Consider the following 22,978-nt stretch of genomic DNA (forward strand, 5'->3'; position numbering starts at 1 on the left):
TTTCCTGCGTAATATTTGATCACTATATTAGCGGAATAGTATAAGGTTAAAAAGTATTAGGCGAGCTTAAAATAGTTTCAAAAAACGCACGTTCAAATTGATATTTTGAAGCATTTTCATCGCGAGGCAAGGCTGACTTGAGATGCTCTAAAGGCTTATTGTAACCATTAAGAATGAGTACAAATAAGCGATCTCCAAATGGTGTTTTTACCACGCCTAATAAATTAGCAACCCCCTTCACGGATCCTGTTTTAGCAAACACTTTGCCTTTAAACTGTTTACCTCGTAAAGCACGGTGATATTGTAATGTGCCATCAACACCTGCAATAGAAAAACTCGATAATAAATTTAGCTGAGCATCATTTTTATAGACAAACTGCAACACGGCCATAAACAGCTCAGCACTCATCAGATTATGCCGAGACAGCCCAGATCCATCTGCTAAGTAAGCATTTTCCAAATCAACTCCTTGCTCAAGCAGAATCGCTTTTAGCGCTTTACCACCGTTCCTAAAGTTACCCGGACGCTGAAAGTAACTTGCACCTAAAGTTTTAAACAAACTGTCTGCAATCAGGTTATCAGACTCTTTCATCATTATGCTCAATAGCTCATCCAAATTGGGCGATTCATAACGCGCTAATACTTTTTTATCCTTGCCTTGATAAGCGTGGCTTTCCAAACGCACATCCCCGGTTAATTTAATATCGAGATCATCCAACTCTTCAAGAATGATTTGTGAGGAATACGCGAAAGGATCATTAACCGCAAAGGCGAGGCCAAAGGCCCGTTTACGTGGCACCATACATCCCAAAAGGTGGTATCTATTTTGACTATTTCGAGTGACTTCGAGATCACAAAACTGTGTTTCACGTTGCTCTTTTGTCACAACGTTCACATCAGCGGTGATAGAAACAGGCTCATATTTAGGAATATACAGTGTCGCTTTTTTTGCTTTATTACTACTTAAGCTAAGGTTACCCAACACACAATTTTTATTTACAACAATAGCGTGTGAAGGTGCGGTATAACATACACCTAAATCGTTCCAAGGTTGGCCATTACTCCATTGGTAACCATTGAAGTGGGCATCATTAAGAATAAAATCGCCCTGGATCTGCTTCACCCCTTTTTTCTTGAGAGCGCGCAACATTTGTCGAATATCATCACGTGTTAATGTTGGGTCACCAACAAAACTCAAACGTAGATCTCCTTTATAACGCTTATGTTGTATTTTTTTATCATCCCCCGTTAGTTCAGTCTGGTAGCGAAATTCACTACCAAGATGTAATTTAGCCGCCGTCGCGGTTAACAGTTTTTGCATACTCGCAGGCGTTCGTAAAGTTTCTTGCTCATAAGTCGCTAAACGCGTTTGCTTATTTGCATCAACCACCAAATATGAAAGCTGTGTTCCTTTGGGTAACAGTGAATGTAAAGCCCCCCACTCATTGGCCATCACAGCATAAGAAGAACATAAGGTTACAAAAAGAATGAGATAACGGCACAACATTAGCGAGCTTCCAAAAGTCAAAGAAGATTTATGATAACTTAATTTATGCTTATCAAGATAGTTTGTTAGTCGCTAATTTGAAAGAGAATAATATACTTACCTGACGCCTAAGTAAGGCAATTATAAAAGATCAATCTACCTCAAAATACAATCGTATAGCCATACGATTTAGTGCTCTGGCCTTTGCATCTTTTAGCTTCATCGGTATATAATTCACCACCTTCACAGGCTAACTATGAGTCTAAAAAAATGAATAACCCGCTATATCAACAGAATATTATCTCTATCGCCGATTTAACCCGTAGCGACCTAGAGCTTATCTTAGAAACCGCACACTCTTTAAAACAAAATCCACAACCCGAATTACTAAAAAACAAGGTCGTTGCCAGTTGTTTTTTTGAAGCATCAACACGTACCCGTCTCTCCTTTGAGACTGCAGTACAGCGTTTAGGTGGTAGTGTGATTGGGTTTGATAGTGGCGGCAATACCTCATTAGCTCAAAAAGGGGAAACGCTTGCTGACTCGGTGAAGGTTATTAGTTCTTATGCTGATGCTTTTTTTATGCGTCACCCACAGGAAGGCGCAGCCCGACTAGCCTCTGAGTTTACCGAAATCCCTGTCATTAATGGTGGTGATGGTGCAAATCAACACCCGACGCAAACACTATTAGATCTGTTTACTATTTATGAAACACAGGGCACTTTAGATAACCTTAATATCGCCTTTGTTGGCGACCTTAAATATGGGCGCACTGTGCATTCATTAGCGCAGGCGCTTTCGTTATTTAACTGTAAACTGTTTTTTATCGCACCAGATGCATTGGCGATGCCCGATTATATTCTTGAAGAGTTAAACGATAAAAGCATCGGTTACTCAGTACACGGAAGTATTGAAGAGGTACTCGACTGTTTAGATATTTTATACATGACACGAGTTCAAAAAGAGCGCTTCGATGAAAATGAATATCAACATTTAAAATCCGCATTTCTCTTAGACGCCTCCATGTTAGACAGTGTGCGCGACAACTTGAAAGTGTTACATCCACTACCACGAGTTGATGAAATTGCTAAAGATGTCGATGACACACCTTATGCTTATTATTTCGAGCAAGCACAAAATGGTGTTTATGCTCGCCAAGCACTATTAGCACTGTTATTAACTAACCATTTTCAAGCGAAGGTATAGATAATGAGCAACGAAAAGTTACAGGTTGAAGCGATCCAAGAAGGCTCAGTGATAGATCATATTCCTGCGCACCAAGGGATAAAAATATTAAAGTTCTTTAAACTGGCACAGGCCAACGAAAAGATCACCGTCGGTTTAAATTTACACAAAAAAAATGGCCAACGAAAAGATCTGATTAAAGTGGAAAACACTTTCATCACTGATGAGCAAGCGAATCAACTTGCACTGTTTGCCCCCGATGCCACGATTAACCAGATTAAAGCGTTTAAAGTGGTTAATAAGTTTAAAGTGCAGCTACCCGAAGCATTTGTTGGTGTTTTAGCCTGCCCAAACAGTAATTGCATCAGCCATAACGAGCCAGTAAAAACACAATTTTATGTCAATAAACGCAGCGAACTAAAATTGAAGTGCCATTATTGTGAGAAAGCTTTCGATCGTTCGTTTTTTAATGAGTTATATTAGCTTTTCATTGAAATTGAATTGTAAATGAATGTGTTACGTTTATACTCAAGTCATTACTCAAAAATACAGGTGGGCTACTCATGAATTATAATACCTCTTTACTTTGCGACATTTACGCTGAAACAATCGATGTAGTTGAGCCTCTATTAACTAACTTTGGTGGGCGTAGCTCTTTCGCTGGCGAAGTTGTCACAATAAAATGCTTCGAATCTGTTGGTCTAATTTACAAAACTCTTGAAGAAAATGGTGCAGGCAAGGTTTTGCTGATTGATGGTGGTGGCTCTTTGCGTCGCGCATTAATCAATGCCAACATTGCAGAGTTTGCAGTAGAAAATAGCTGGGAAGGGATTGTTGTCAACGGTTGCGTACGTGAAGTAGATGCCCTTGAAGAGTTGGATATTGGTATTCAAGCAATCACAGCTATTCCTGTTGGCGCTGAAGATAACGAGATTGGTGAAGTAAATGTTCCCGTTAATTTTGCCGGCGTTAGCTTTTTACCAGAAGATATTCTATATGCTGATAGCACAGGTATTATTATCTCACCTGAGCCACTCGAGTTAGATGACTTAGAAGACGATCTTGAAGATGATTTAGATTAATACTTTAATAAAGTTTTAAAATAATCTCGTACATTAAAAAGGGCCAATAAATGGATTGTTTATTGGCCCTTTTGCTATTAATACCAAACGAAGTAAGTAAATAGCGGAACTATTTTACTGGTAAAAAATGATCTCTTAGTTGAAAGTTTCGTAAATAGAACAAACAATTACGTCAAGTTTCGCCTTGAGCTAAGTGACCTTTCCTGGAAAAATTTAGCTCACCTACCTAATTCAATGGATATAACGAGATACGGTTCTTTTAAAGTGTCTCTTCCGCTTCTTCTATTTTTCCTACCAATGCGCTTAAACGAGACTGCCATTGCTGATGCTCTTCAGTTAGCTTGCTATTTGCTGATTGTAACGCTTCTGCTTTCTCTGCTAACGCTACCTTATCTGTTTTTAGCTCTTCAACTTCCATCTGTAACAACGAGATTGTGTCTACCGCATTTTGAATTTTACTTTCTAATTTTTCTAATAAGTCTAATGTCATGAATTTCCCCTGAAGAATTTGCTATCAATCCAGTGAGAATAAGCATTCCGAAGCGCTTATTCAACCATTGTTTTTTGATTTAGGAAAATAAAAGGCAATATGCTACGCTGAATGTTTATAATTTTTTGAAATGGAACGATTACAGTGATTAAACTCGGCAAATACCAACACTACAAAGGTAGTTTTTATCAGGTTGAAGGCATGGCGACTCATAGCGAGACTGAAGAGAAACTCGTCGTTTATCGTCCCTTATACGGTGAGCAAGCATTATGGGTAAGGCCACTTGATATGTTTATTGAAACAATTGACGTAGACGGAGTCCTTAAACCCCGTTTCGTATGGGTAGAGTAACCCCTTAAATACATTGCTCCATTGATAGAGAAGGCATATCGCAAGAAGGCCTTCCTACTACTTTAGCAGGAACACCTGCAACGGTTGTGTGTGCTGGTACTGACTCTAGTACTACACTACCGGCACCAATTTTGGCACCACAGCCTATTTCGATGTTCCCTAGCACTTTAGCACCGGCGCCTATCATAACCCCTTGCCTAATTTTAGGGTGGCGATCACCACAGTCCTTACCCGTTCCACCCAGCGTCACTCCTTGCAGTAACGAAACGTTGTCTTCAATAACAGCGGTCTCTCCTACGACAACTCCAGTGGCATGATCAAACATTATGCCTTTTCCGATTTTAGCTGCCGGATGCACATCAACACCAAACAATTCTGAGCTACGATTTTGTAAATACAACGCTAACGGCACACGTTTTTGATTCCATAACCAATGCGCAACGCGATATATTTGAATGGCATGAAAGCCTTTTAAATATAATAAAGGGATAGAGAAATCCTCAACAGCGGGGTCTCTATCTTGCACAGCAATAATATCAACCATGGCGGCATTAAGGATTTCTGGCGACTTAATAAATGCTTCTTCAATCACTTCACGAACTAGAATAGCAGGCATCGTATGATTATCTAAACGATTGGCAAGTTGATAACTAAGTGCTGATTTAAAATCTTGATGATTTAAAATAGTGGAGTGAAAAAAGCTTGCTAATATAGGTTCATTGGCCGAACTGGACCATGCTTCTTCACGAATTTTTTTCCATAGTTGTTGTTGCTCAATTTGCATGACTAGTCATCCTTTGCACTATTCTCTGGCTTATTGTCAAAAGTAAATCGTTGTTGGTCAACATTGACCACTGAAAGTGGATCCAAGTGAATTAAAATATCCGCATGCGGAAAATGTTTCTCTAATTCAGCTTCTAAAGTGTCAGCTTTTTCATGTGCTTCAAATAAGCTTTGGTCGTCATCCAGCTCTAAATGTAACTGGATAAATTTAGTATTACCAGACTGACGCGTACGCAGATCATGAACACCTCGTACATCTTTGATTTTGTAGGCCGCTTTTATAATCAACTCTTGATCTGATTTTGGTAGCTGCTTATCCATTAACGCATCAATCGATTGCGCCCCAATTTCCCAAGCACCATGTAAGATATAAAAACTCACCATTATTGCAAATAAGCCATCGGCCCAATGCCAACCTAATCCAGCAAGAATAAGCGCCAGTAATACAGCACCATTCATGAAAATATCGGTACGATAATGTAATGAATCGGCTTTAATTGCCATACTACCGGTTCGTTTTACGATATAAGTTTGAAAACTAACAAGTGCAATCGTAACTAATACTGAGAATAGCATCACACCAATACCGATATTTGATGCACTGATTTGGTTACCATTGAGCAATGAAGAAACACCGTTTAACATCAGTAAGATAGACGACCCAGAAATAAAGGCTGCTTGTGCTAACCCGGCTAAACTCTCCGCTTTACCATGCCCAAAACGGTGTTCTTCGTCAGCGGGCTGGAGTGCAATTTTAATGGCAAAGAGATTGATAATAGAGGTTGTAACATCCATTAAGGAGTCTGTAAGGGCGGCCAAGATACTTGATGAACCGGTAGCGAACCAAGCCAACAACTTTACGATAATTAATAACGAAGCAGCAACAATAGCGGCACGCCCAGCAAGATTTACTAAGCGAGCGTACTCTTCTTTACTTATAGGTTTTTGCAAGAAAACACCTTCAAAATATTATGTTACGAAGGTGTTATTATACACAACCGTTAGTCATTATCCTGTTATTCGCTATCTTTATTATTTTTATCCAACTTGCTCTGTTTAGGGGCTTTTTTCTGTTGTACGTTTTTTCTACTTTTACTCTGGTGGTGTTGCTCAAACAACTTATCCATTTCATCCTGTTGAGAAGGCGTTAATGCCTGATAGATTTGATGCTCCATCTGCAACATTGTTAATTTTCTTTCACGTTGTTGAGACTGCTTCCTATCGATCAACGCTTGCGCTTGGTTTGTATCAAACTTTTCTGTTTTAAGTATTGCCATTTTACCATGGTGGTATGCCCCCCTATCGCCTTTATTTTTCTTTTCAGAACGATATGACTTCATAATCACTTTTATTTCGGATTTCTGCTCCGTACTTAAATCGATCTGTTTTAAAACCTGTTTAAAATAATTTTTATGGTGATTATTGCCTCTATCTTCTTTTGCATAAGCGATTGAAAACGATAACGGTAATGCCACGGCTACAATAATAATCTGTCTGAATAAACACTTCATTTTTGACTCCTGGTTATTCACGTTTTATCAAGGTTAAAGACCCTGAATTATCTTGATTATAGATAGCGTTATGTAAATAAGTGTAAATCTGGTTACAATAACCATAAAAAAAGTGTTTAATATACACATCAACTAAAGATACATAACACCTCTTTAACTACGAATGGATTTGGATTAGAGATGAATTTAATTTTATTTTAACCTCTCCTAAGTACCTTATTACTTATGCAGAGGCATGACAAATAAGGCCAAACCATGAAAAATCTTCTATTAATTGATGACGATAAAGAGCTAGTGTCACTACTTGCTGAATTTTTATCACTTGAAAACTATACTATTGATACGGCATTCGATGGAGAAAGTGGCTTACAAAAAGCTTTAACCGGTAATTATGACCTGTTACTACTAGATGTAATGATGCCACGCTTAAATGGCTTTGAGGTGCTTAAGTTATTACGCCAAAAAAACGATATGCCCGTACTTATGTTAACCGCGAAAGGTGATGAAATTGACAAAGTGCTTGGTCTAGAGATGGGCGCTGATGATTACCTCGCTAAACCTTTTAGTGAACGCGAACTACTCGCACGTATCCGTGCTATTTTACGTCGCACTCAACATAAAAACGCAGATACCCCTTCTAAATTATCACATTTAGATATCGAACTTTTTCCCGCACAGCAACAAGCGATATGCCAAGACTTTACGATTGAGTTAACAGGCACCGAATTATTGCTATTAGAAAAATTTCTTGCACACCCAGGAGAGCTATTTTCAAAAGCAGAGCTTAGCGAAGAAGTATTAGGTAAAAAACTGCAACCCTTCGACCGAAGCATTGATATGCACCTGAGTAATATCCGCCGTAAATTACCAACACGTATTGATGGTCAAACACGCGTTAAAAACTTCAGAGGTCGTGGTTATATGTGGGTAGATGGTGAAAGAACGCAATCAGAAGCGAGCTAAACTTTCTCTATGGCACTATGATCGATACTTATAAAACTTCAAGGCCACAGGGACTTGAGGTAGTATCCATATAAGTATCGACATTCTATAGGGAGAATTATGTGCAGTGGAAATCAGCAAACTCTATCTTTGTAAAAATATTCACTGCATTTTGGTTGTTAATCGCCTTACTTATCTCTGCGCTTATCCTTCTACCTAAGCTTGATGGAAGACAACTACAACCGATAAAAAGCAGTGATGCTAGAGTTATCGAACAGCAAAAAGCCCTTTTAATTGAGCTAATCGACAAAAACCCGCTACTTTCACCTCGCTCCATTTTGCACTTACTGCCTAAAAATAGCGAAAAAAGAATCTATTTAACTGAGCCCTCAGGCCGTTTAATCAATGCCAGCGCACCGCGTAAAATGCTTCAATTTATGCTCGACAGTGATTCGCCAAATAAAACGTCAAAAAAGATAAACACTTACCGCACCTATTTTGGCCCAAGCTTAATACAGCATAATCAACATGAATTTTTTATTTATGTTTCGATCCCTAATCAAAAAAAATCGCTTGAATTAATTGAGTGGTTGCTTGATAACCCTTTATTACTTTTATTGACGGCACTTCTTGTAAGCACACCTATTTGCGCTTTTTTTGCCTGGCACCTAACCATTCCATTACGTCAGCTAAGGGACTTATCAACCAAAGTTGCACAGGGTGACTTAGAGACTCCTTTTCCTATCATAAAAAATAGTGATGAAATTGCGATGTTAGGTAAGTCTATACAACTGATGGTGCGTTCATTGAAAAACATGCTCAATAATCAACAACGTTTGTTAAGCGATATTTCTCATGAATTGAGATCTCCTTTAACACGACTGAGTTTAGCCGCCTCGATCACCAAAAAGCATAGCGGTGAGACTAAAGAGTTACAGCGTATTAATTTAGAAGTTGAGCGTATGGAAAAAATGATTGCTGAAATGCTTAACCTTTCACAAATACAATTGCATCAAGCTAAAAAGGAGCAATTGGCATTACATGAGTTTTTGGAAGATCTGTTTTTAGATGCGCAATTTGAAGCCAGCCAATATAACAAATCATTCACTTACCCCACGCTAAGTCAGGTTAACATTAATATTTATCCGGAACTGGCTTATCGTGCGATTGAGAACATCATCCGTAATGCAATTAAATATGCACATAAATACATTTCGGTTACTATCAATATCGAAGCAGATAACATCATCCTCACAATCAGTAACGATGGCCCACTCATTCCAAGTAATGAGCTATACAACATATTTAGCCCTTTTTATCGCTTAAATTTATCACGAGATCGTGAAACAGGAGGAGCGGGCCTTGGATTAAGTATTGCTGAAAATGCGATGTTAAAGCATGGTGGTAAAGTTTGGGCAGATAACCTTGGCAATCAGGTATCGATGCATTTACAATTCCCTCGATTTAATTAATTTATAAGCAGAGAAACCATGATTGAAATAGCATTGTATGAACCTGAAATCCCTCAAAACACAGGCGCTATCATTCGTCTATGCGCTAATACGGGCTGTGCATTGCACTTAATAGAACCATTAGGGTTTGATTTTAATGAAAAAAGAGTAAGACGTGCAGGTTTGGATTACCACGAGATTGCAAATATCCAACACCACAAAAACTATCAAGCTTTCCTAGAAGCCGTCAAAGGAAAACGTATTTTTGCCTGTACAACTAAAACAACTACTTTCCATAGCAATGCGAACTTTGAAGGCGACGATGTTTTATTGTTTGGCCCAGAAACTCGAGGCTTACCTGCTGAAATACTTGACGCTCTTCCTGTACAACAAAAATTACGTATACCAATGCAGCCAGAAAGTCGCTCTATGAATCTTTCTAATGCTGTTTCTGTCTTTGTTTATGAAGCATGGCGTCAACTTGATTACTCGGGTGCTATCTAATTGTGAAAAATAAGCGATGGAGCTATTTTACAGATTAAATTACTTAGCTCCTCGTAACAATTTCCGCAAATAAAATAATACCAATTCCGCTAATATAGTGATCAAATATTAAGCAGGAAAAAGGAGTTAGTTCAAGGCGAAAATTGATGCAAATGGTTGTTTCCTTTTACGAAACTCTTAACGCTGAAATAGCTTCTTTTAACCAGTAAGATTGATCAGTTATTTAGTGGATTTGGTATAATCAACACAAAATTAAAGCATTATTCTTCGGCAATTACTTTGTTTCTTCCTGATGATTTAGCACGATACATTGCGCTGTCAGCACGCACCAAACAATCTTCAGCAGTTTCTGCATGTTTGTACTCTGCGACCCCAAAACTTGCTGTTTTCTTCCCTACACTTAAAAAAATGGTGTTGTCAACTTCGTATCTTAATTTCTGCGCTAACACCACAGCCTCCTGCAGACTGGTGTTCGGGCAGACAATCAAAAACTCTTCACCTCCCCAACGACCTAAGAGATCACTTTCCCTAATATTTTCTTGTAGTAATAGCGCAAATTGTTGTAACAATTTATCGCCAACAAGGTGGCCATGTTTGTCATTGACCTGTTTAAAAAGATCAATGTCGATCATGATCAAACTAAAAGTGCTCTTATAGCGCTGACTTTGCATCACTTTTTGTAAAATTATTTTATCTAATGAGAGACGGTTATGGGTATCGGTTAATTTATCTGTCTGAGAAAGCGCAGTTAACGCCATTGCTTGTTTCTTAAGAATACGATTACGATAAATAAAAAAGATGACCATAAAAATAACAATAAGACCAAATAAGCGCACATTTTCAGGTGAATAACGATCAATATATTTATGTTTTATCCATTTTGATAATATTTCATGTCGCTCTTGTTGAGTTTCATGGAGCTTAACCTTATTAATGATCTCCCACAAAATTGGCTTATCTCGATTAACAAACAGCGTTAGCTCCATATCTAAATCGGTCACACCAACGACCCTTAGCTCATATAAACCTAACTCTGCCATTTGATAACTCGCAACGGCCATGCTCATCAAAACGATGTCGAACTGCTCTTCGACGACCCCTATTAAGCCATCATCGATTTGATTTACTTCTATAAACTTTATATTGGGATAGGCTTGCTTAAGGCGGTCGCTGTAACCTGAATCACTTAATATGGCAACATTCATACCTTCTGTCGTTTCAAGATCTGGGATATAATGCATACTCTTGCTGGCAATCATTACAATTGGGTTTTTAATAGTACTGAAAGTAGGACGGTAGTTTTTTTCTAGCATAGGGTTAGATGCACTCGCTGATATAATATCAACCTGTTTATCTTTTGAATATTGTATTGTGTGATGCCAAGAAAGAGTTTCCGTTACATTAAAAGTTAAGCCAGACTTTTCTGAAATTAAGTTTAATACCTCGGCCACAATACCCACATACTGTTTTTCTTTATTAAAGCCTTCAAAGGGAAACCAATCACTGTCTCCAATCACACTGACCACTTTATTTTCTTTTATCCACACCTGCTCTTGTGCAGTGAGCACTAGTTTATTTTTTTCACTATTGGCAATATTATTCTCTTGATACACTACCTGTTGTGCCTGCACGGATGAAATCAACAATAGTAGTATTGTTACTTTCACCTTTAAAAAATAATGCATTATGACTCCTTGTCTTGCACCTTTAATAACTCAACTAACAATTGGACAGTTCTATTTCCACGAAACTCATTAACATCTAAACGATAGACACAGAACACTTTTTTTACCATTGGGTTTGGCCACGCTTTCAGATCAACATTAAAAGCAATCGCATCTACTGACTTACCCTCTGATGACAATACCATTTTCAGGTGTTTTTCTCCCACGAGGCGTTGCTGAAGCACAGTAAACTCGCCATCAAATAATGGTGCAGGAAAAGCTTGCCCCCAAGGGCCAGCCTCTCTTAACTCCTGTGCCTGCTCAATATTAATTTGTTGGGCACTCAGTTGGCCATCAGACAGTAACACATTCGTTAAAATAGCTTCATCAATTTGCTCTGCAAGTATCGTAATCAAGTTTTCACGAAACAAATTAAAGTCAGACGCTTTAATAGATAGGCCAGCAGCCATTGCATGGCCACCGAACTTTAAGATCACATTAGGGATCCTTTTATCAACGAGGTCAAGTATATCGCGAATATGGATACCGGGAATTGAACGTGCGGAAGCTTTAATCTCCCCCTCATTACCTTTAGCAAAAACAAAGGTTGGACGGTAATAACGCTCTTTTATGCGCGATGCTACTAGCCCAATCACACCTTGATGCCATTGTGGGTCAAATAAACAGATAGCGTGGGGAATGTTGCTTTCATCTAGCTCAAGCCCTGCTAATGTCGCTAACGCTTCCTGTTGCATACCTTGCTCTATCTCTCGACGAGATTGATTCAGTGCATCGAGTTCATTGGCCATTATATTGGCCTGCATGGGGTCATCACACAATAAAAGTTCAACACCATAACTCATCTCATCTAATCGTCCGGCAGCATTAAGGCGAGGCCCTAACGAAAATCCTAAATCACTGGCAACGAGTTGTGCTTGGTTGCGCTTAGCGACACTGATTAAAGCACTAATACCCGGGCGACATATGCCTGCACGGATACGCGCCAAGCCTTGTTGTACGAGGGTTCTATTATTGGCATCTAATTGCACCACATCAGCAACAGTACCAAGCGCGACAATATCTAACAAACAGGCAAGGTTAGGCGCACCTTGCTGTGTAAAATAACCTTTTTCAGAAAGATAAGCACGTAGCGCCAACATCAGATAAAAAGCAACGCCAACTCCGGCTAAGTGTTTACTCGGGAAATCACAGCCTACTTGGTTAGGATTAACAATTGCATCTGCATCAGGAAGAGTTTCGCCAGGAAGGTGATGATCAGTGACTAATACTTGCATACCGAGTTGTTTAGCATGTGCGACACCACTGTTGCTAGAAATCCCGTTATCAACGGTCATTATAATTTCAGCACCTTTAGCACGAGCTAAATCAACTGTTTCGGGGGTTAACCCATAACCATAATCAAAGCGATTAGGAACGATATAATCAACAGCAATGAATCCAAGTGCTTTAAATGCGAGCATGCTGAGCGCAGTACTTGTTGCGCCATCGGCATCAAAGTCACCGACCACAACTATTTTTTTATGCGAGAGAAGTGCATCATAGAGTAGTGCACAAGCAGCATCTATCCCTTTTAATTGTTTAGCAGATAAAAGCGTCTTGGTGCTGTTATCTAATTCATGATCGCTGCAAATGCCACGATTAGCATACAACTGTTTCAGAAGAGGAGAACAAGGGAAATTTAAAAAGCTCGCATCAACATGCGTTCTCTTTTTTACTGCAATAGAAGACATAAAAAAACTGTACTCATAATTAGGAATGAGTACAGTTTATAGGAAAAAGGCAGATATTTCTTTAGCCTTTATTTTGCTCAAGAACTTTAATAAGACGTTGTGCAGGTAAGTAACCAGGTTGTAATGAACCGTCTTCAAGTACAAGTGCAGGTGTACCTGTTACACCAAAGAACTGACCAAGGTCATATTGTTCTTTCACTGTGTTAACACAGTTTTTTGAAGGTACTGATTTACGGGCTTTAGCATCATCCATCGCTAGTTTAGGATCATCAGCACACCAGATAGAAACCATAGTGCTGTACGTTGCAGAACTTAACCCACCACGCGGAAACGCTAAATAACGAATAGTAATACCCGCATTATTGTAATCTTCCATCTCTGCATGCAGTTTTTGGCAGTATCCACAGCTTGTATCAGTAAACACCGTAATGACGTGTTTCTCATCTTTAGCTTTGTAGACCAACATGTCTTTTTCAAATGCTTTCAGTTTACCCTGGCGTACTGCTGTTAAACTTTTCTCAGTGATATTTTCCATCTGATTATCTAGGTCATAGATACTACCGTGTACTAAAAACTTAGCATCATCGCTTACATAATAAACACCACGATCGGTTAATACTTCATATAAACCTGGAACAGCAGAAGGACTAATAGAATTGATAAATAGCTCTAATTTAGTCAGCTTACTGGTGATTTCGGCTACTGCCACTTTATCCACAGCAGCCATCGAGAAAGAACTGAAAGCGACTAGGGCTAATGCACCAATAAAACGTTTTTTTAAAAAAGAAAATTGCATAATCAAACCTATTTCAAGTAGTAAAGTGACTTGATTATGCCTTAATTTGTCATAGATACAAAATTTAGCAGAAATGTAATTTTATTTTTGTGGCAGACAAGCCCCTTCTGACTAGACAAATAAATAAAATTGAACTACTCGAAAAAGTTTAGCGACACATTAACATTAATTTATTTATGGTTATTAGTAATAAATGCAAACTCATCGTTACGTTGCTTTTACTTCTGCTTTTGCATTACCAATGCCAAAATGCTCGAGCACATTAAGCATGATCACAATATACGCAATAGCCATCGAAATGAGTATAATTCGGTTAAAAAGGATATCGTTAAAACTTGCCCCCGCAGCCATACTACTATTAAACACCACCAACATTGCGATAAGTGCAGAGCTGTAATACTTAGCAGTACTTTTTGTCGAGAAAATATTACGCGCAAAAAATAAGGTAGTGGCGAGTAACAATAAAAGAAAAAAATGATACTGTGGAACAGCAACCATCAACCAATAAAAGACAGCAGCATAAGCTCCACCAAGCAAAGTTGATATCATTGAATTTTTACCAGCCCCTAGGCCTGCACTTAGTTCAGGCTTGAGAATGAACATTGCAGAAAAAACCATTACCAATAAATAATCAATCAATCCAAAGGTAATGAAAATCGTTGCAACGGGCAAAGTGACTAAAGCACTTTTTAATGCGGCTTGGGCGGCGTTTGGGACATATTTTTTTTGAAATCCAGGAGGGGTTGGAAAAGCGGTAAATTTAGGATCTGGAAACACAAAATGTACCAACCAAATAATTGCAATAGTAAGCCAACTTGAATAAATAAACCCAGCTGCAAAACCAAATGCAAGCCCTGTGTTAGCTTGTGCGATCATAGGGAGAATTAAGACAGCAATTAAGCTCATTAACGTTAACCAAAAAGAGCCACCTCGGTTAAGGTAATAATAGATATGAAATAACACCAGCCCTAGGGCTAAAATATAAGCACTCGGATATTGTAAAAAGAAAATAGAAAAAAGAAGACCTAACGCAAATGCTTTTAGCGTATTGAGCATATTTTGTAAGCTTGCCTTTACACTCGGCTTAGGCAAAGGCAACGCTAACAGTACACAGGAAAAAATAGGCAATAAAAATGAAAGAGGCCAATCAACCCCATAAGCAAGGGCACAGGAAAATGTCACCCCAAATGCAAAGCGCATTTGACGCATACGCGTTACATCTTCTTTGAGACTATTCCAAAAACCTCCCCTAGCTAACTTAGTAGACATAAGATAACCAGCTAAGTACCCTGATCCAGATTTTCCCCATTGTGTTTACAAACCAGCCATCTCCAGTATAAATTTGTACATCCGCCTGCGCACCGGCTCTTAAACTGCCTTTTGGTAAGCTATTAATATCATCAAAAGAAACCATTACAGGAAAACGTTGCGCATCGCGCAACCAACCCGTTGAGCCATCAACTGTACTTAATCCGCCAATCGCATCTGGGGTAGATGCATTAACAGCAAAACCAATACTACTTATTTTACCATTAAAAATAGTACCAGGTTGCACATCAAGTGAAATCTCAACAGGATTACCTATTTGTAAATTAGCTAAGTTATTTTCACGGAGGTTAACCTGTATCCAAATATTGCCAAATTCAACGAAGGTCATAATTGGTTGTCCGGCGTTAGCGTAAAAGCCTTCATCAACCTGCAAGTTAGTTATACCGCCAAATGAAGGAGCGAAAACAGTAGTACGACTTAAATCTAACTGTGCCTGTTTGAGTTTTGCCATCGCACTACGAATACGCGGATTACTGTCCCCTTCTGCACCTAATGCTTGTTTGGCTTTATCTAAATTTGCTACAGCACTTCGAACCTGTGCTTTGCCTTGTTTAATCGCAGCTCGGGCTTTATCCCCTTCAGATTTTGAAAAGACTTGCTTTCTTTCCAATTCAAACACACGTGCACTTTGTGCCTGAATATGTTCAAGGTTTGTTTCAGCAACAACGAGTTGAGCCTGCGCTGTCACCACAGTTGCCACACCAGCCCCGATCTCTTGTCCAGCGAGCTCCAGTGATGACTCAGCAGTTTCGACGGCTAATTCATAATCACTTGAATCAATGCGAAACAAAACATCCCCACCATTAACGATCTGATCTTTTTCAACATTGACATTAACAATGCGGCCGGATACTTGCGGAACAACGGGGATCACATAACTCTGAATACGAGCCTGATCTGACCAAGGAGCATGTCTATCAGCGATGACATACCACACAAAAACAAAAGCCACTACAAGCAATACAATAACGGTAATGCGACGTACCGGATCTTGGGGTGATACAATAACGTCTTCTACAGGCGCTTTATCTGCTACTTTTTTGGCATCTTCAGACATCTTTTTTCTCTTCAATAGCTAATGTTTCTTCATTTATGTTTAACCATTTCATAAATAACTCATACCCTAAAGCAAGAATGATCGCACCGACAAATAACCCGATAATACCAGACATCATCATGCCACCAATTGCGCCAAGAAGAATCACGATCATTGGTGTTTCCATACCACGACCTAAAAATAACGGCTTCAAAAAACCATCACTTGCACTAACAATCAGAGAGTAAATCATAAAGATAACTGCTGGTGTTGTTTCTGCGACAGAAAATACATAAGAGATCACAAACCCAAGTACCAAAATAGGTGGTAACTGAGCGATTGCAAACACAAGAATCACTATGGACCATAATCCCCAAGCAGGTACATCCATCACATACATCCCGAGAGCGGCTAAGGTTGCTTGAATTAACGCGACACCTAATACTCCCTGAGCGACACTGCGAATCGTATCACGTGCTAATTCGATATATTCTTTGCCTGTGACAGGATTGGTTAAGCGAGCAAATATTTTGACTAACACCCCTTGAATACTTTCGGCACTGGCAACAAAAACAGCAGAAATAATAATAGATAGCACAAATTGCAATACCGTCCCACCGATACCGGCGAGAGCAGACACGGCACCGCCAAGGAAGCTTTTTAGCAACTCTAAGTGTTTATTTAATGTGTCCTCTAAATTCTTAGAAGCGCCACTCCAGAATGCATAAGCTTTTTCACCAATCACAGGCCATTCGGCAACATTTTTGTTCGGCTCAGGAATATTGAGCGCCCCGCTTTGATATTGCTCATTAAGGGTGACCGATGTATTAATTAATGAATTTGAAATCATAACAGTAGGCGTAATTAATGCGGAGATAGCGACGATTGCATAAAGCGTAGCTGCGATTTTAGTCCTGCCTCCGAGCATATTCTTAAAACGCGTAAACAACGGATAGATAGCGACAGCAATAATGGCGCCCCATAAAGAAGCCAAAGCAAAAGGGGCTAATATTTTGGCACAAAAGTAGATAACGACGGCAACTAAGCTGACTCGAATAGCAGCTTCGATTGTATTCTTGGTAAAATGGTTACTTTCCATTGTAATGTCCATATAGTGTTTAATAGATGTTATTCTAACGATTGATTTACTGAATTGTCATGGACATTCTCATGTTCAATTAAAAAAGTGGGCTTGATAATGCTTTTTAAATGATTTTATAAAGTTATCAGCTTTATAAATGAGAATTAATCACTTAAAAAGGTTACTGAAATAGATTAAAACAGTAAAATAATACCTCATAGCGCTAATCAGGATAAAAAATGCACCTTCTACAACATCGTAAACATGTTACTGAAAAAGACAATTTTTCTTATCTTCTTTTCAGCTTATTTTTTCTCTTACTTTCCAGTGCAATGGTTGACCAATTTTTTTCATCCTCTCTCATTGGGCAATCTTTAGTGATGGCTTTTACTGTCATCAGTATGTCGATTGGGGTATGGAGCTTACGCTCTAGTCGCTATGCATTTAATACTGCATTAGGGTTAGTTGCCGCAACCGCTTTAATTAGCGTCGTAGTCATTGGGCTAGACCGAGCTGACTTAGCCTTTATTCACCTACTGATCATGCTTTACTTTTTTATAATGACACTGCGACTGGCAGCCCAACAAGCGTTGTTTTCAGGCCAAGTAACCATCAACAGCATCGTGGGCTCTATCTGTATATTCTTATTATTAGGTTTAATTTGGGTAATGCTATACCTGTTGCTGATTGAGTTTACGACTCCCTCATTTGTTGGACTTGAGACTGGACCTTGGCAACAAAACTTTCCCGACCTTATCTACTTTAGTTTTGTAACATTAACCACTCTCGGTTTTGGTGATCTACTTCCTGTTGGCCCGCTTGCTCGATTTTTAGTTTATGTCGAAGCTATTGTCGGCGTCTTTTATATGGCAATTGTCGTTTCAAGTTTAGTGAGCGCAGGGATGAATAATAAGCAGGAAAAACACCATTAATCATGTTTTATGAAGGCAGTGAAAAACGTTTAGAGATCACCACAACATTAAACCTCCTTAATTTTGAACCTAGCTTTTGGCATTCATTAGTTGAGCAAGCGGGAGCCTATATTATTTCCGAAATTAAAAATGAGCAGTTAACTGCCTTTTTACTTTCAGAGTCGAGTTTATTCGTGTGGAAGCATAAACTGTTGTTGATCACCTGTGGCGAAACACATTTACTACAAGCAGCTCTTTTTTTTCAAAAAAAGGTCGCACGTAAAGATATTACTTCGTTACTTTTCCAACGACATCAAGGCACCTACCCGGAACGCCAGAAAAGCAGTTTTCAACAAGATAGTTTAAAGTTACAACAACACCTTAATGGTGACAGTCGCCATTGGCGAGAAAACTATTGTGGCGATATTTTCCTATTTGGTAACAATCAGCATCATATAGCAACTAAAAATATACTCATGTTGCATCAGCTTACAGGGGATTTTTTTGAGCAATTACGGAGTGGGAAAATTACAAAAGAAAAAATTATTGAACAGCTAAAGCTTAATGAATATTTTAGTGAGTTTAATGTTGATCATTACTGCTTTGAACCCAAAGGCTATTCACTAAATGCGATATCAGGAGAAGATTATTTTACGTTGCATATCACACCAGAAAAGCTCAGCAGTTATATCAGCTTTGAATCGAGTTTAAGCACTGCAAAAACAAGTGCTTTTCATCGATTACTGCTATCACTATGTCAACCTAAACGCAGTTATTTAATGACCTTCACTCCTACAAAGGAGTCGCTTTCTATCCAAACGCATGCGCTCAATAGTAAAGCAACCCAAACAATAACAAGCTCTTAATGGCTAAGGCTTTAATATAAATACGGTACTAACGCGATCATTCAAAGTAATGTTTTTAGGCTTCACCGAAATGGCATCACTTTCTATTGCAAGAGAGCGCATATAAACAGGTTGAACATCGTTACTCTGATAGTTAATAGAATAGACTTTACCCAAGTCAGCCTCATAAAGTTGCGCCATATCTTCGGCTTTTTGCTTGCTGTCCAATACCGCCATTTGGCGCACTTTTTGTTGCCATTGCGACGGATTTTGTAGGCCATACTGCAACGGTGAAATAGACTCTACCTGTGCAGTCAGTAACACATCTAAAAATTGGTTAACTTTACTAATATCAGTTAAACGATAACTTAACTCATGCGTGACTCGGACACCTAGCAAGTTTCGTTTCTTATTAGTGTAATCATATTCAGGGCGACTTGCTTGACTAACACTTTTAATCAAATCACTACTAAATCCCGCATTTTTTAAACGACTTATTACTGTCGCTACTTGTGCATCGACCTGTTTCTTGGCTACTTCTCCTTGATGGTTCAAGGCATTTGGTTGAAAGTTAATAATCACTTGATCAGCATCGACAGCTAATGAAGCCGAACCAGTGACTGAAATATAGGGTTCATCTGGAAATGAGTCCGCCAAGCTGGCAAATGAAAGACACGATAACAACAGTAATAATGAATAACGCATAGATGCTCCTTTAAAAATTATAATCAGATTAATCCAGCTAATACGAGGTTCAAATATTACCGAGAAAAAGGAGTGAGTTCGAGGCGAAAAATGGTGTAAATAATTATTTTTTTACGACACTTTCAACGCGGAAAACGCTTCTTTGGACAAATAATATTGATCAGTGATTTAATGGATTAGGTATCAATTTATATGAATAGGTATTGCTAATGCTAGGACAACATTTATTAGCTTGAGTTCATAAGCTCAGTTCTGGATAAGCAGAGAGACAATATCGCTAATTTCGCTTTTTCAATCCCAATAGGCGACTATTGCTTAATCAAAGGTTATACCATTCCGCTGAACTATCTTGCTGGTTAAAACCATTTAACTCAAGGCAAAAAAAAGCCAGCAATTAAGCTGGCTTTATAAATACTATAAACTTAACCCAAGGTTAAATTATAGTACGTCGATTGCGTTAAGGTCAGCAAATGCTTTTTCTAAACGTGCAACCATTGATTCTTGACCTGCGCGTAACCAAACACGTGGATCGTAGTATTTCTTGTTTGGTGCATCTTCACCCGTTGGGTTACCGATTTGACCTTGTAAGAAATCACGGTTAGCAGCTTCATAGCCACGGATACCGTCCCAACAAGCCCACTGTGTATCTGTATCGATGTTCATTTTGATAACACCGTAACCGATAGACTCTTGGATTTCTGCTTCAGTTGAACCAGAACCACCGTGGAATACAAAGCTTAGTTCGTCAGCTGCAACATTGTGCTTTTCAGCAACGTATGCTTGAGAATCACGTAGAATAGTTGGCGTTAGTTTAACGTTACCTGGCTTGTATACACCGTGTACGTTACCAAAAGAAGCAGCAATAGTGAAACGTGGGCTGATTTTAGAAAGCTCAACGTATGCGTAATCAACTTCAGATGGTTGAGTGTAAAGTAAAGACTCATCCATATCAGAGTTATCAACACCGTCTTCTTCACCACCAGTACAACCTAGTTCGATTTCAAGCGTCATGCCCATTTTAGACATACGCGCTAGGTATTTAGCACAAGTTTCGATGTTTTCTTCTAGTGGCTCTTCAGAAAGATCAATCATGTGAGAAGAGAATAATGGTGCGCCAGTTTCTGCAAAGTGTGCTTCAGAAGCGTCTAGTAGTCCGTCGATCCATGGAAGTAGTTTCTTAGCAGCGTGGTCAGTATGAAGAATAACTGGAACACCGTAAGCGGCTGCCATTGCATGAACGTGTTTTGCACCTGAAACTGCACCAAGAATAGCTGCTTCTTGACCTTCAAGTTTAAGACCTTTACCTGCGTTGAATGCTGCACCGCCGTTAGAAAACTGAATAACAACAGGCGCTTTAACTTTAGCTGCTGCTTCAAGTACTGCGTTGATTGAATCAGAACCAACAACGTTTACCGCTGGTAGTGCAAATTTGTGCTCTTTTGCAATTGCAAATACTTTTTGAACATCATCACCAGTGATAACACCAGGTTTTACAACGTCTAAAATCTTAGTCATGAGATATATCCTATCTATTTTAGTTAAATTAAATCTGTTTAATTTCGCGCCGTATTCTACACAACAATGTGCGAAAGATCACGCGAAAAATAGTTAAAAAAAAGCGAGATATTATCTCGCTTTAATGGTTTTACTAATCGTTTGCACGGGCTTCTAACATTGCCACTGCAGGTAATTTTTTACCTTCAACAAATTCTAAGAAAGCACCACCACCTGTTGAGATATAAGAAACATCTGCTTCAATATCAAATTTAGCGATTGCAGCTAATGTATCGCCACCACCTGCAACAGAGAAGCCTTCAGAGTCTGCAATTGCTTTAGAGATACCAGCAGTACCTGCTTCGAAGTTTTTGAATTCAAATACGCCAACAGGGCCATTCCAAAGGATTGTTTTTGCATCTTTTAAGATTGCGGCTAACTGAGCTGTTGAATCAGGACCTAAATCGAAGATCATGTCGTCATCTTGAACATCAGCAACATTTTTGATTTCAGCTTCTGCGTTTTCATCAAATGCTTTTGCACATGCAACATCAGTTGCTACTGGAATTGCACACTCTTCCATTAGTTTCTTAGCCGTATCAACTAAGTCAGCTTCGTATAGAGATTTACCAACGTTATGGCCTTGTGCAGCGATGAACGTATTAGCAATACCACCACCAACAACAAGTTGATCAGCAACTTTAGAAAGAGACTCTAAAACCGTTAGCTTAGTCGATACTTTAGAACCACCAACAATTGCAACTAATGGGCGAGCAGGGTTATCCATCGCTTTGCCTAATGCTTCAAGTTCAGCAGCAAGTAGCGGGCCAGCACATGCAACAGGCGCATAAACACCCGCGCCGTTTGTAGAAGATTGTGCACGGTGAGCCGTACCAAATGCATCCATTACGTAAACGTCACATAAAGCAGCTAGTTGCTTAGATAGTGTCTCGTCATTTTTCTTTTCGCCTTTATTAAAACGAACGTTCTCAAGCACAACAACTTCACCTTCAGCTACTTCAAGGCCGTTTAAGTAATCAGTTGCTAAACGTACAGGCACGTCTAATGCTTCATTTAAGTAATCAACAACAGGTTGTAGAGAGAATGCTGCATTTTCTTCAGCAGAAGCACCTTCAGTTGGACGACCTAGGTGAGAAGTGATCATTAACTTAGCACCTTTTTCTAATGCTAATTTAATCGTTGGAATAGAAGCACGGATACGCGCATCAGAAGTTACTTTACCATCTTTAATTGGCACGTTTAAATCTTGACGGATAAATACGCGTTTGCCGGCTAAGTCTAAATCAACCATTTTCTTTACTGACATGATGTGTCCTTATTTAAATTTAAAACTAAAATTCTGATTTACGCCCGCTTCAATGCTGGGCTTTATATGAACGCTGTAATTGCAACATTTCCGCGTTGCATTTTTGTTTCAGCGTGCATTATAGACGAAAGTTTTTGTTACATCGATCACAATGGGTGCTAATTTACCTTTTTAATAGGGGGGAGGGGTTTGATTTATATCATTTTCTGTAACTTTTTTTCAAAATGAGTAAATTTACGACATATTTTGTTGAT

General features: G+C 39.0%; 23 protein-coding genes. 9 read left to right on the forward strand and 14 right to left on the reverse strand.

Annotated features, from left to right (window positions below; translation table 11 throughout):
• Positions 1–46: 46 nt before the first annotated feature.
• Positions 47–1,507, reverse strand: a complete 1,461-nt coding sequence (dacB, locus tag CW745_RS06220; RefSeq protein ID WP_101107721.1) for a D-alanyl-D-alanine carboxypeptidase/D-alanyl-D-alanine-endopeptidase — start codon at positions 1,505–1,507, stop codon at positions 47–49.
• 249 nt (positions 1,508–1,756) lie between these two features.
• Between dacB and pyrB the strand changes: the two genes are divergently transcribed.
• The 3 genes from pyrB (at position 1,757) to rraA (ending at position 3,753) form a co-directional block, all read left to right on the forward strand.
• Positions 1,757–2,692 carry an aspartate carbamoyltransferase gene (pyrB, locus tag CW745_RS06225; protein WP_101107722.1) on the forward strand — a complete coding sequence of 312 codons (936 nt, stop codon included), beginning with the start codon at positions 1,757–1,759 and terminating at the stop codon, positions 2,690–2,692.
• A 3-nt stretch (positions 2,693–2,695) separates the two neighbouring features.
• Positions 2,696–3,154 (forward strand): aspartate carbamoyltransferase regulatory subunit, encoded by a 459-nt coding sequence (gene pyrI / locus CW745_RS06230; protein WP_202973161.1) that lies wholly within the window; start codon positions 2,696–2,698, stop codon positions 3,152–3,154.
• A gap of 80 nt (positions 3,155–3,234) precedes the next feature.
• Positions 3,235–3,753 (forward strand): ribonuclease E activity regulator RraA, encoded by a 519-nt coding sequence (gene rraA / locus CW745_RS06235; protein ID WP_101107726.1) that lies wholly within the window; start codon positions 3,235–3,237, stop codon positions 3,751–3,753.
• 259 nt (positions 3,754–4,012) lie between these two features.
• Here the strand turns inward: rraA and CW745_RS06240 are convergent, their stop codons facing one another.
• Positions 4,013–4,243 carry a cell division protein ZapB gene (locus tag CW745_RS06240; RefSeq protein WP_101107728.1) on the reverse strand — a complete coding sequence of 77 codons (231 nt, stop codon included), beginning with the start codon at positions 4,241–4,243 and terminating at the stop codon, positions 4,013–4,015.
• 147 nt (positions 4,244–4,390) lie between these two features.
• On the opposite strand from CW745_RS06240, the gene CW745_RS06245 reads away from it, so the two are divergent.
• Positions 4,391–4,594: a DUF1653 domain-containing protein gene (locus CW745_RS06245; protein WP_274521233.1), complete on the forward strand. Its 204-nt coding sequence runs from the start codon at positions 4,391–4,393 to the stop codon at positions 4,592–4,594.
• A gap of 4 nt (positions 4,595–4,598) precedes the next feature.
• On the opposite strand, the gene cysE is transcribed toward CW745_RS06245, so the two are convergent.
• From cysE to CW745_RS06260, 3 genes are all read right to left on the reverse strand, one after another.
• Positions 4,599–5,378, reverse strand: a complete 780-nt coding sequence (cysE, locus tag CW745_RS06250; protein WP_101107732.1) for a serine O-acetyltransferase — start codon at positions 5,376–5,378, stop codon at positions 4,599–4,601.
• A gap of 2 nt (positions 5,379–5,380) precedes the next feature.
• A complete protein-coding gene (locus CW745_RS06255) occupies positions 5,381–6,328 on the reverse strand; it encodes a cation diffusion facilitator family transporter (protein ID WP_101107734.1) in 948 nt (315 codons plus the stop codon).
• A 65-nt stretch (positions 6,329–6,393) separates the two neighbouring features.
• Positions 6,394–6,888, reverse strand: a complete 495-nt coding sequence (locus CW745_RS06260; RefSeq protein ID WP_101107735.1) for a Spy/CpxP family protein refolding chaperone — start codon at positions 6,886–6,888, stop codon at positions 6,394–6,396.
• Between the two features lie 255 nt (positions 6,889–7,143).
• On the opposite strand from CW745_RS06260, the gene CW745_RS06265 reads away from it, so the two are divergent.
• The 3 genes from CW745_RS06265 (at position 7,144) to trmL (ending at position 9,785) form a co-directional block, all read left to right on the forward strand.
• Positions 7,144–7,851 (forward strand): response regulator, encoded by a 708-nt coding sequence (locus CW745_RS06265; RefSeq protein WP_101107737.1) that lies wholly within the window; start codon positions 7,144–7,146, stop codon positions 7,849–7,851.
• 101 nt (positions 7,852–7,952) lie between these two features.
• Complete coding sequence (locus CW745_RS06270) at positions 7,953–9,302, forward strand: ATP-binding protein (RefSeq protein ID WP_101107739.1); 1,350 nt, start codon at positions 7,953–7,955, stop codon at positions 9,300–9,302.
• Between the two features lie 18 nt (positions 9,303–9,320).
• Positions 9,321–9,785 carry a tRNA (uridine(34)/cytosine(34)/5-carboxymethylaminomethyluridine(34)-2'-O)-methyltransferase TrmL gene (trmL, locus tag CW745_RS06275; RefSeq protein ID WP_101107741.1) on the forward strand — a complete coding sequence of 155 codons (465 nt, stop codon included), beginning with the start codon at positions 9,321–9,323 and terminating at the stop codon, positions 9,783–9,785.
• Between the two features lie 260 nt (positions 9,786–10,045).
• On the opposite strand, the gene CW745_RS06280 is transcribed toward trmL, so the two are convergent.
• From CW745_RS06280 to CW745_RS06305, 6 genes are all read right to left on the reverse strand, one after another.
• Positions 10,046–11,470, reverse strand: a complete 1,425-nt coding sequence (locus CW745_RS06280) for a diguanylate cyclase (protein ID WP_101107742.1) — start codon at positions 11,468–11,470, stop codon at positions 10,046–10,048.
• Positions 11,470–13,200 carry a single-stranded-DNA-specific exonuclease RecJ gene (gene recJ / locus CW745_RS06285; RefSeq protein ID WP_101107744.1) on the reverse strand — a complete coding sequence of 577 codons (1,731 nt, stop codon included), beginning with the start codon at positions 13,198–13,200 and terminating at the stop codon, positions 11,470–11,472. Before recJ ends, CW745_RS06280 begins: the two co-directional genes overlap by 1 nt.
• 61 nt (positions 13,201–13,261) lie before the next feature.
• Positions 13,262–13,996, reverse strand: a complete 735-nt coding sequence (dsbC, locus tag CW745_RS06290; protein ID WP_101107746.1) for a bifunctional protein-disulfide isomerase/oxidoreductase DsbC — start codon at positions 13,994–13,996, stop codon at positions 13,262–13,264.
• A gap of 207 nt (positions 13,997–14,203) precedes the next feature.
• Positions 14,204–15,265: a DUF2955 domain-containing protein gene (locus CW745_RS06295; protein ID WP_238596710.1), complete on the reverse strand. Its 1,062-nt coding sequence runs from the start codon at positions 15,263–15,265 to the stop codon at positions 14,204–14,206.
• Positions 15,255–16,382, reverse strand: a complete 1,128-nt coding sequence (locus tag CW745_RS06300; RefSeq protein ID WP_101107748.1) for an HlyD family secretion protein — start codon at positions 16,380–16,382, stop codon at positions 15,255–15,257. The genes CW745_RS06295 and CW745_RS06300 overlap by 11 nt, the downstream gene beginning before the upstream one ends.
• Positions 16,375–17,460 (reverse strand): AI-2E family transporter, encoded by a 1,086-nt coding sequence (locus CW745_RS06305; protein WP_193755546.1) that lies wholly within the window; start codon positions 17,458–17,460, stop codon positions 16,375–16,377. Before CW745_RS06305 ends, CW745_RS06300 begins: the two co-directional genes overlap by 8 nt.
• Before the next feature lie 221 nt (positions 17,461–17,681).
• Between CW745_RS06305 and CW745_RS06310 the strand changes: the two genes are divergently transcribed.
• The gene (locus CW745_RS06310; protein ID WP_101107751.1) at positions 17,682–18,374 is read left to right on the forward strand and encodes a potassium channel family protein; all 693 of its coding nucleotides are present in this window, start codon (positions 17,682–17,684) and stop codon (positions 18,372–18,374) included.
• Positions 18,375–18,376: 2 nt separating this feature from the next.
• Positions 18,377–19,219 carry an S-adenosylmethionine decarboxylase gene (locus tag CW745_RS06315; RefSeq protein ID WP_101107753.1) on the forward strand — a complete coding sequence of 281 codons (843 nt, stop codon included), beginning with the start codon at positions 18,377–18,379 and terminating at the stop codon, positions 19,217–19,219.
• 3 nt (positions 19,220–19,222) lie between these two features.
• Here the strand turns inward: CW745_RS06315 and CW745_RS06320 are convergent, their stop codons facing one another.
• From CW745_RS06320 to CW745_RS06330, 3 genes are all read right to left on the reverse strand, one after another.
• Positions 19,223–19,903: an SIMPL domain-containing protein gene (locus tag CW745_RS06320; RefSeq protein ID WP_101107754.1), complete on the reverse strand. Its 681-nt coding sequence runs from the start codon at positions 19,901–19,903 to the stop codon at positions 19,223–19,225.
• A 438-nt stretch (positions 19,904–20,341) separates the two neighbouring features.
• A complete protein-coding gene (gene fbaA / locus CW745_RS06325) occupies positions 20,342–21,418 on the reverse strand; it encodes a class II fructose-bisphosphate aldolase (RefSeq protein ID WP_101107756.1) in 1,077 nt (358 codons plus the stop codon).
• A gap of 133 nt (positions 21,419–21,551) precedes the next feature.
• The gene (locus CW745_RS06330; RefSeq protein WP_101107758.1) at positions 21,552–22,724 is read right to left on the reverse strand and encodes a phosphoglycerate kinase; all 1,173 of its coding nucleotides are present in this window, start codon (positions 22,722–22,724) and stop codon (positions 21,552–21,554) included.
• Between the last annotated feature and the right edge of the window lie 254 nt (positions 22,725–22,978).

Origin of the sequence: Psychromonas sp. psych-6C06 (assembly GCF_002835465.1) — a bacterium.
In the GTDB taxonomy this organism is placed as follows: domain Bacteria; phylum Pseudomonadota; class Gammaproteobacteria; order Enterobacterales; family Psychromonadaceae; genus Psychromonas.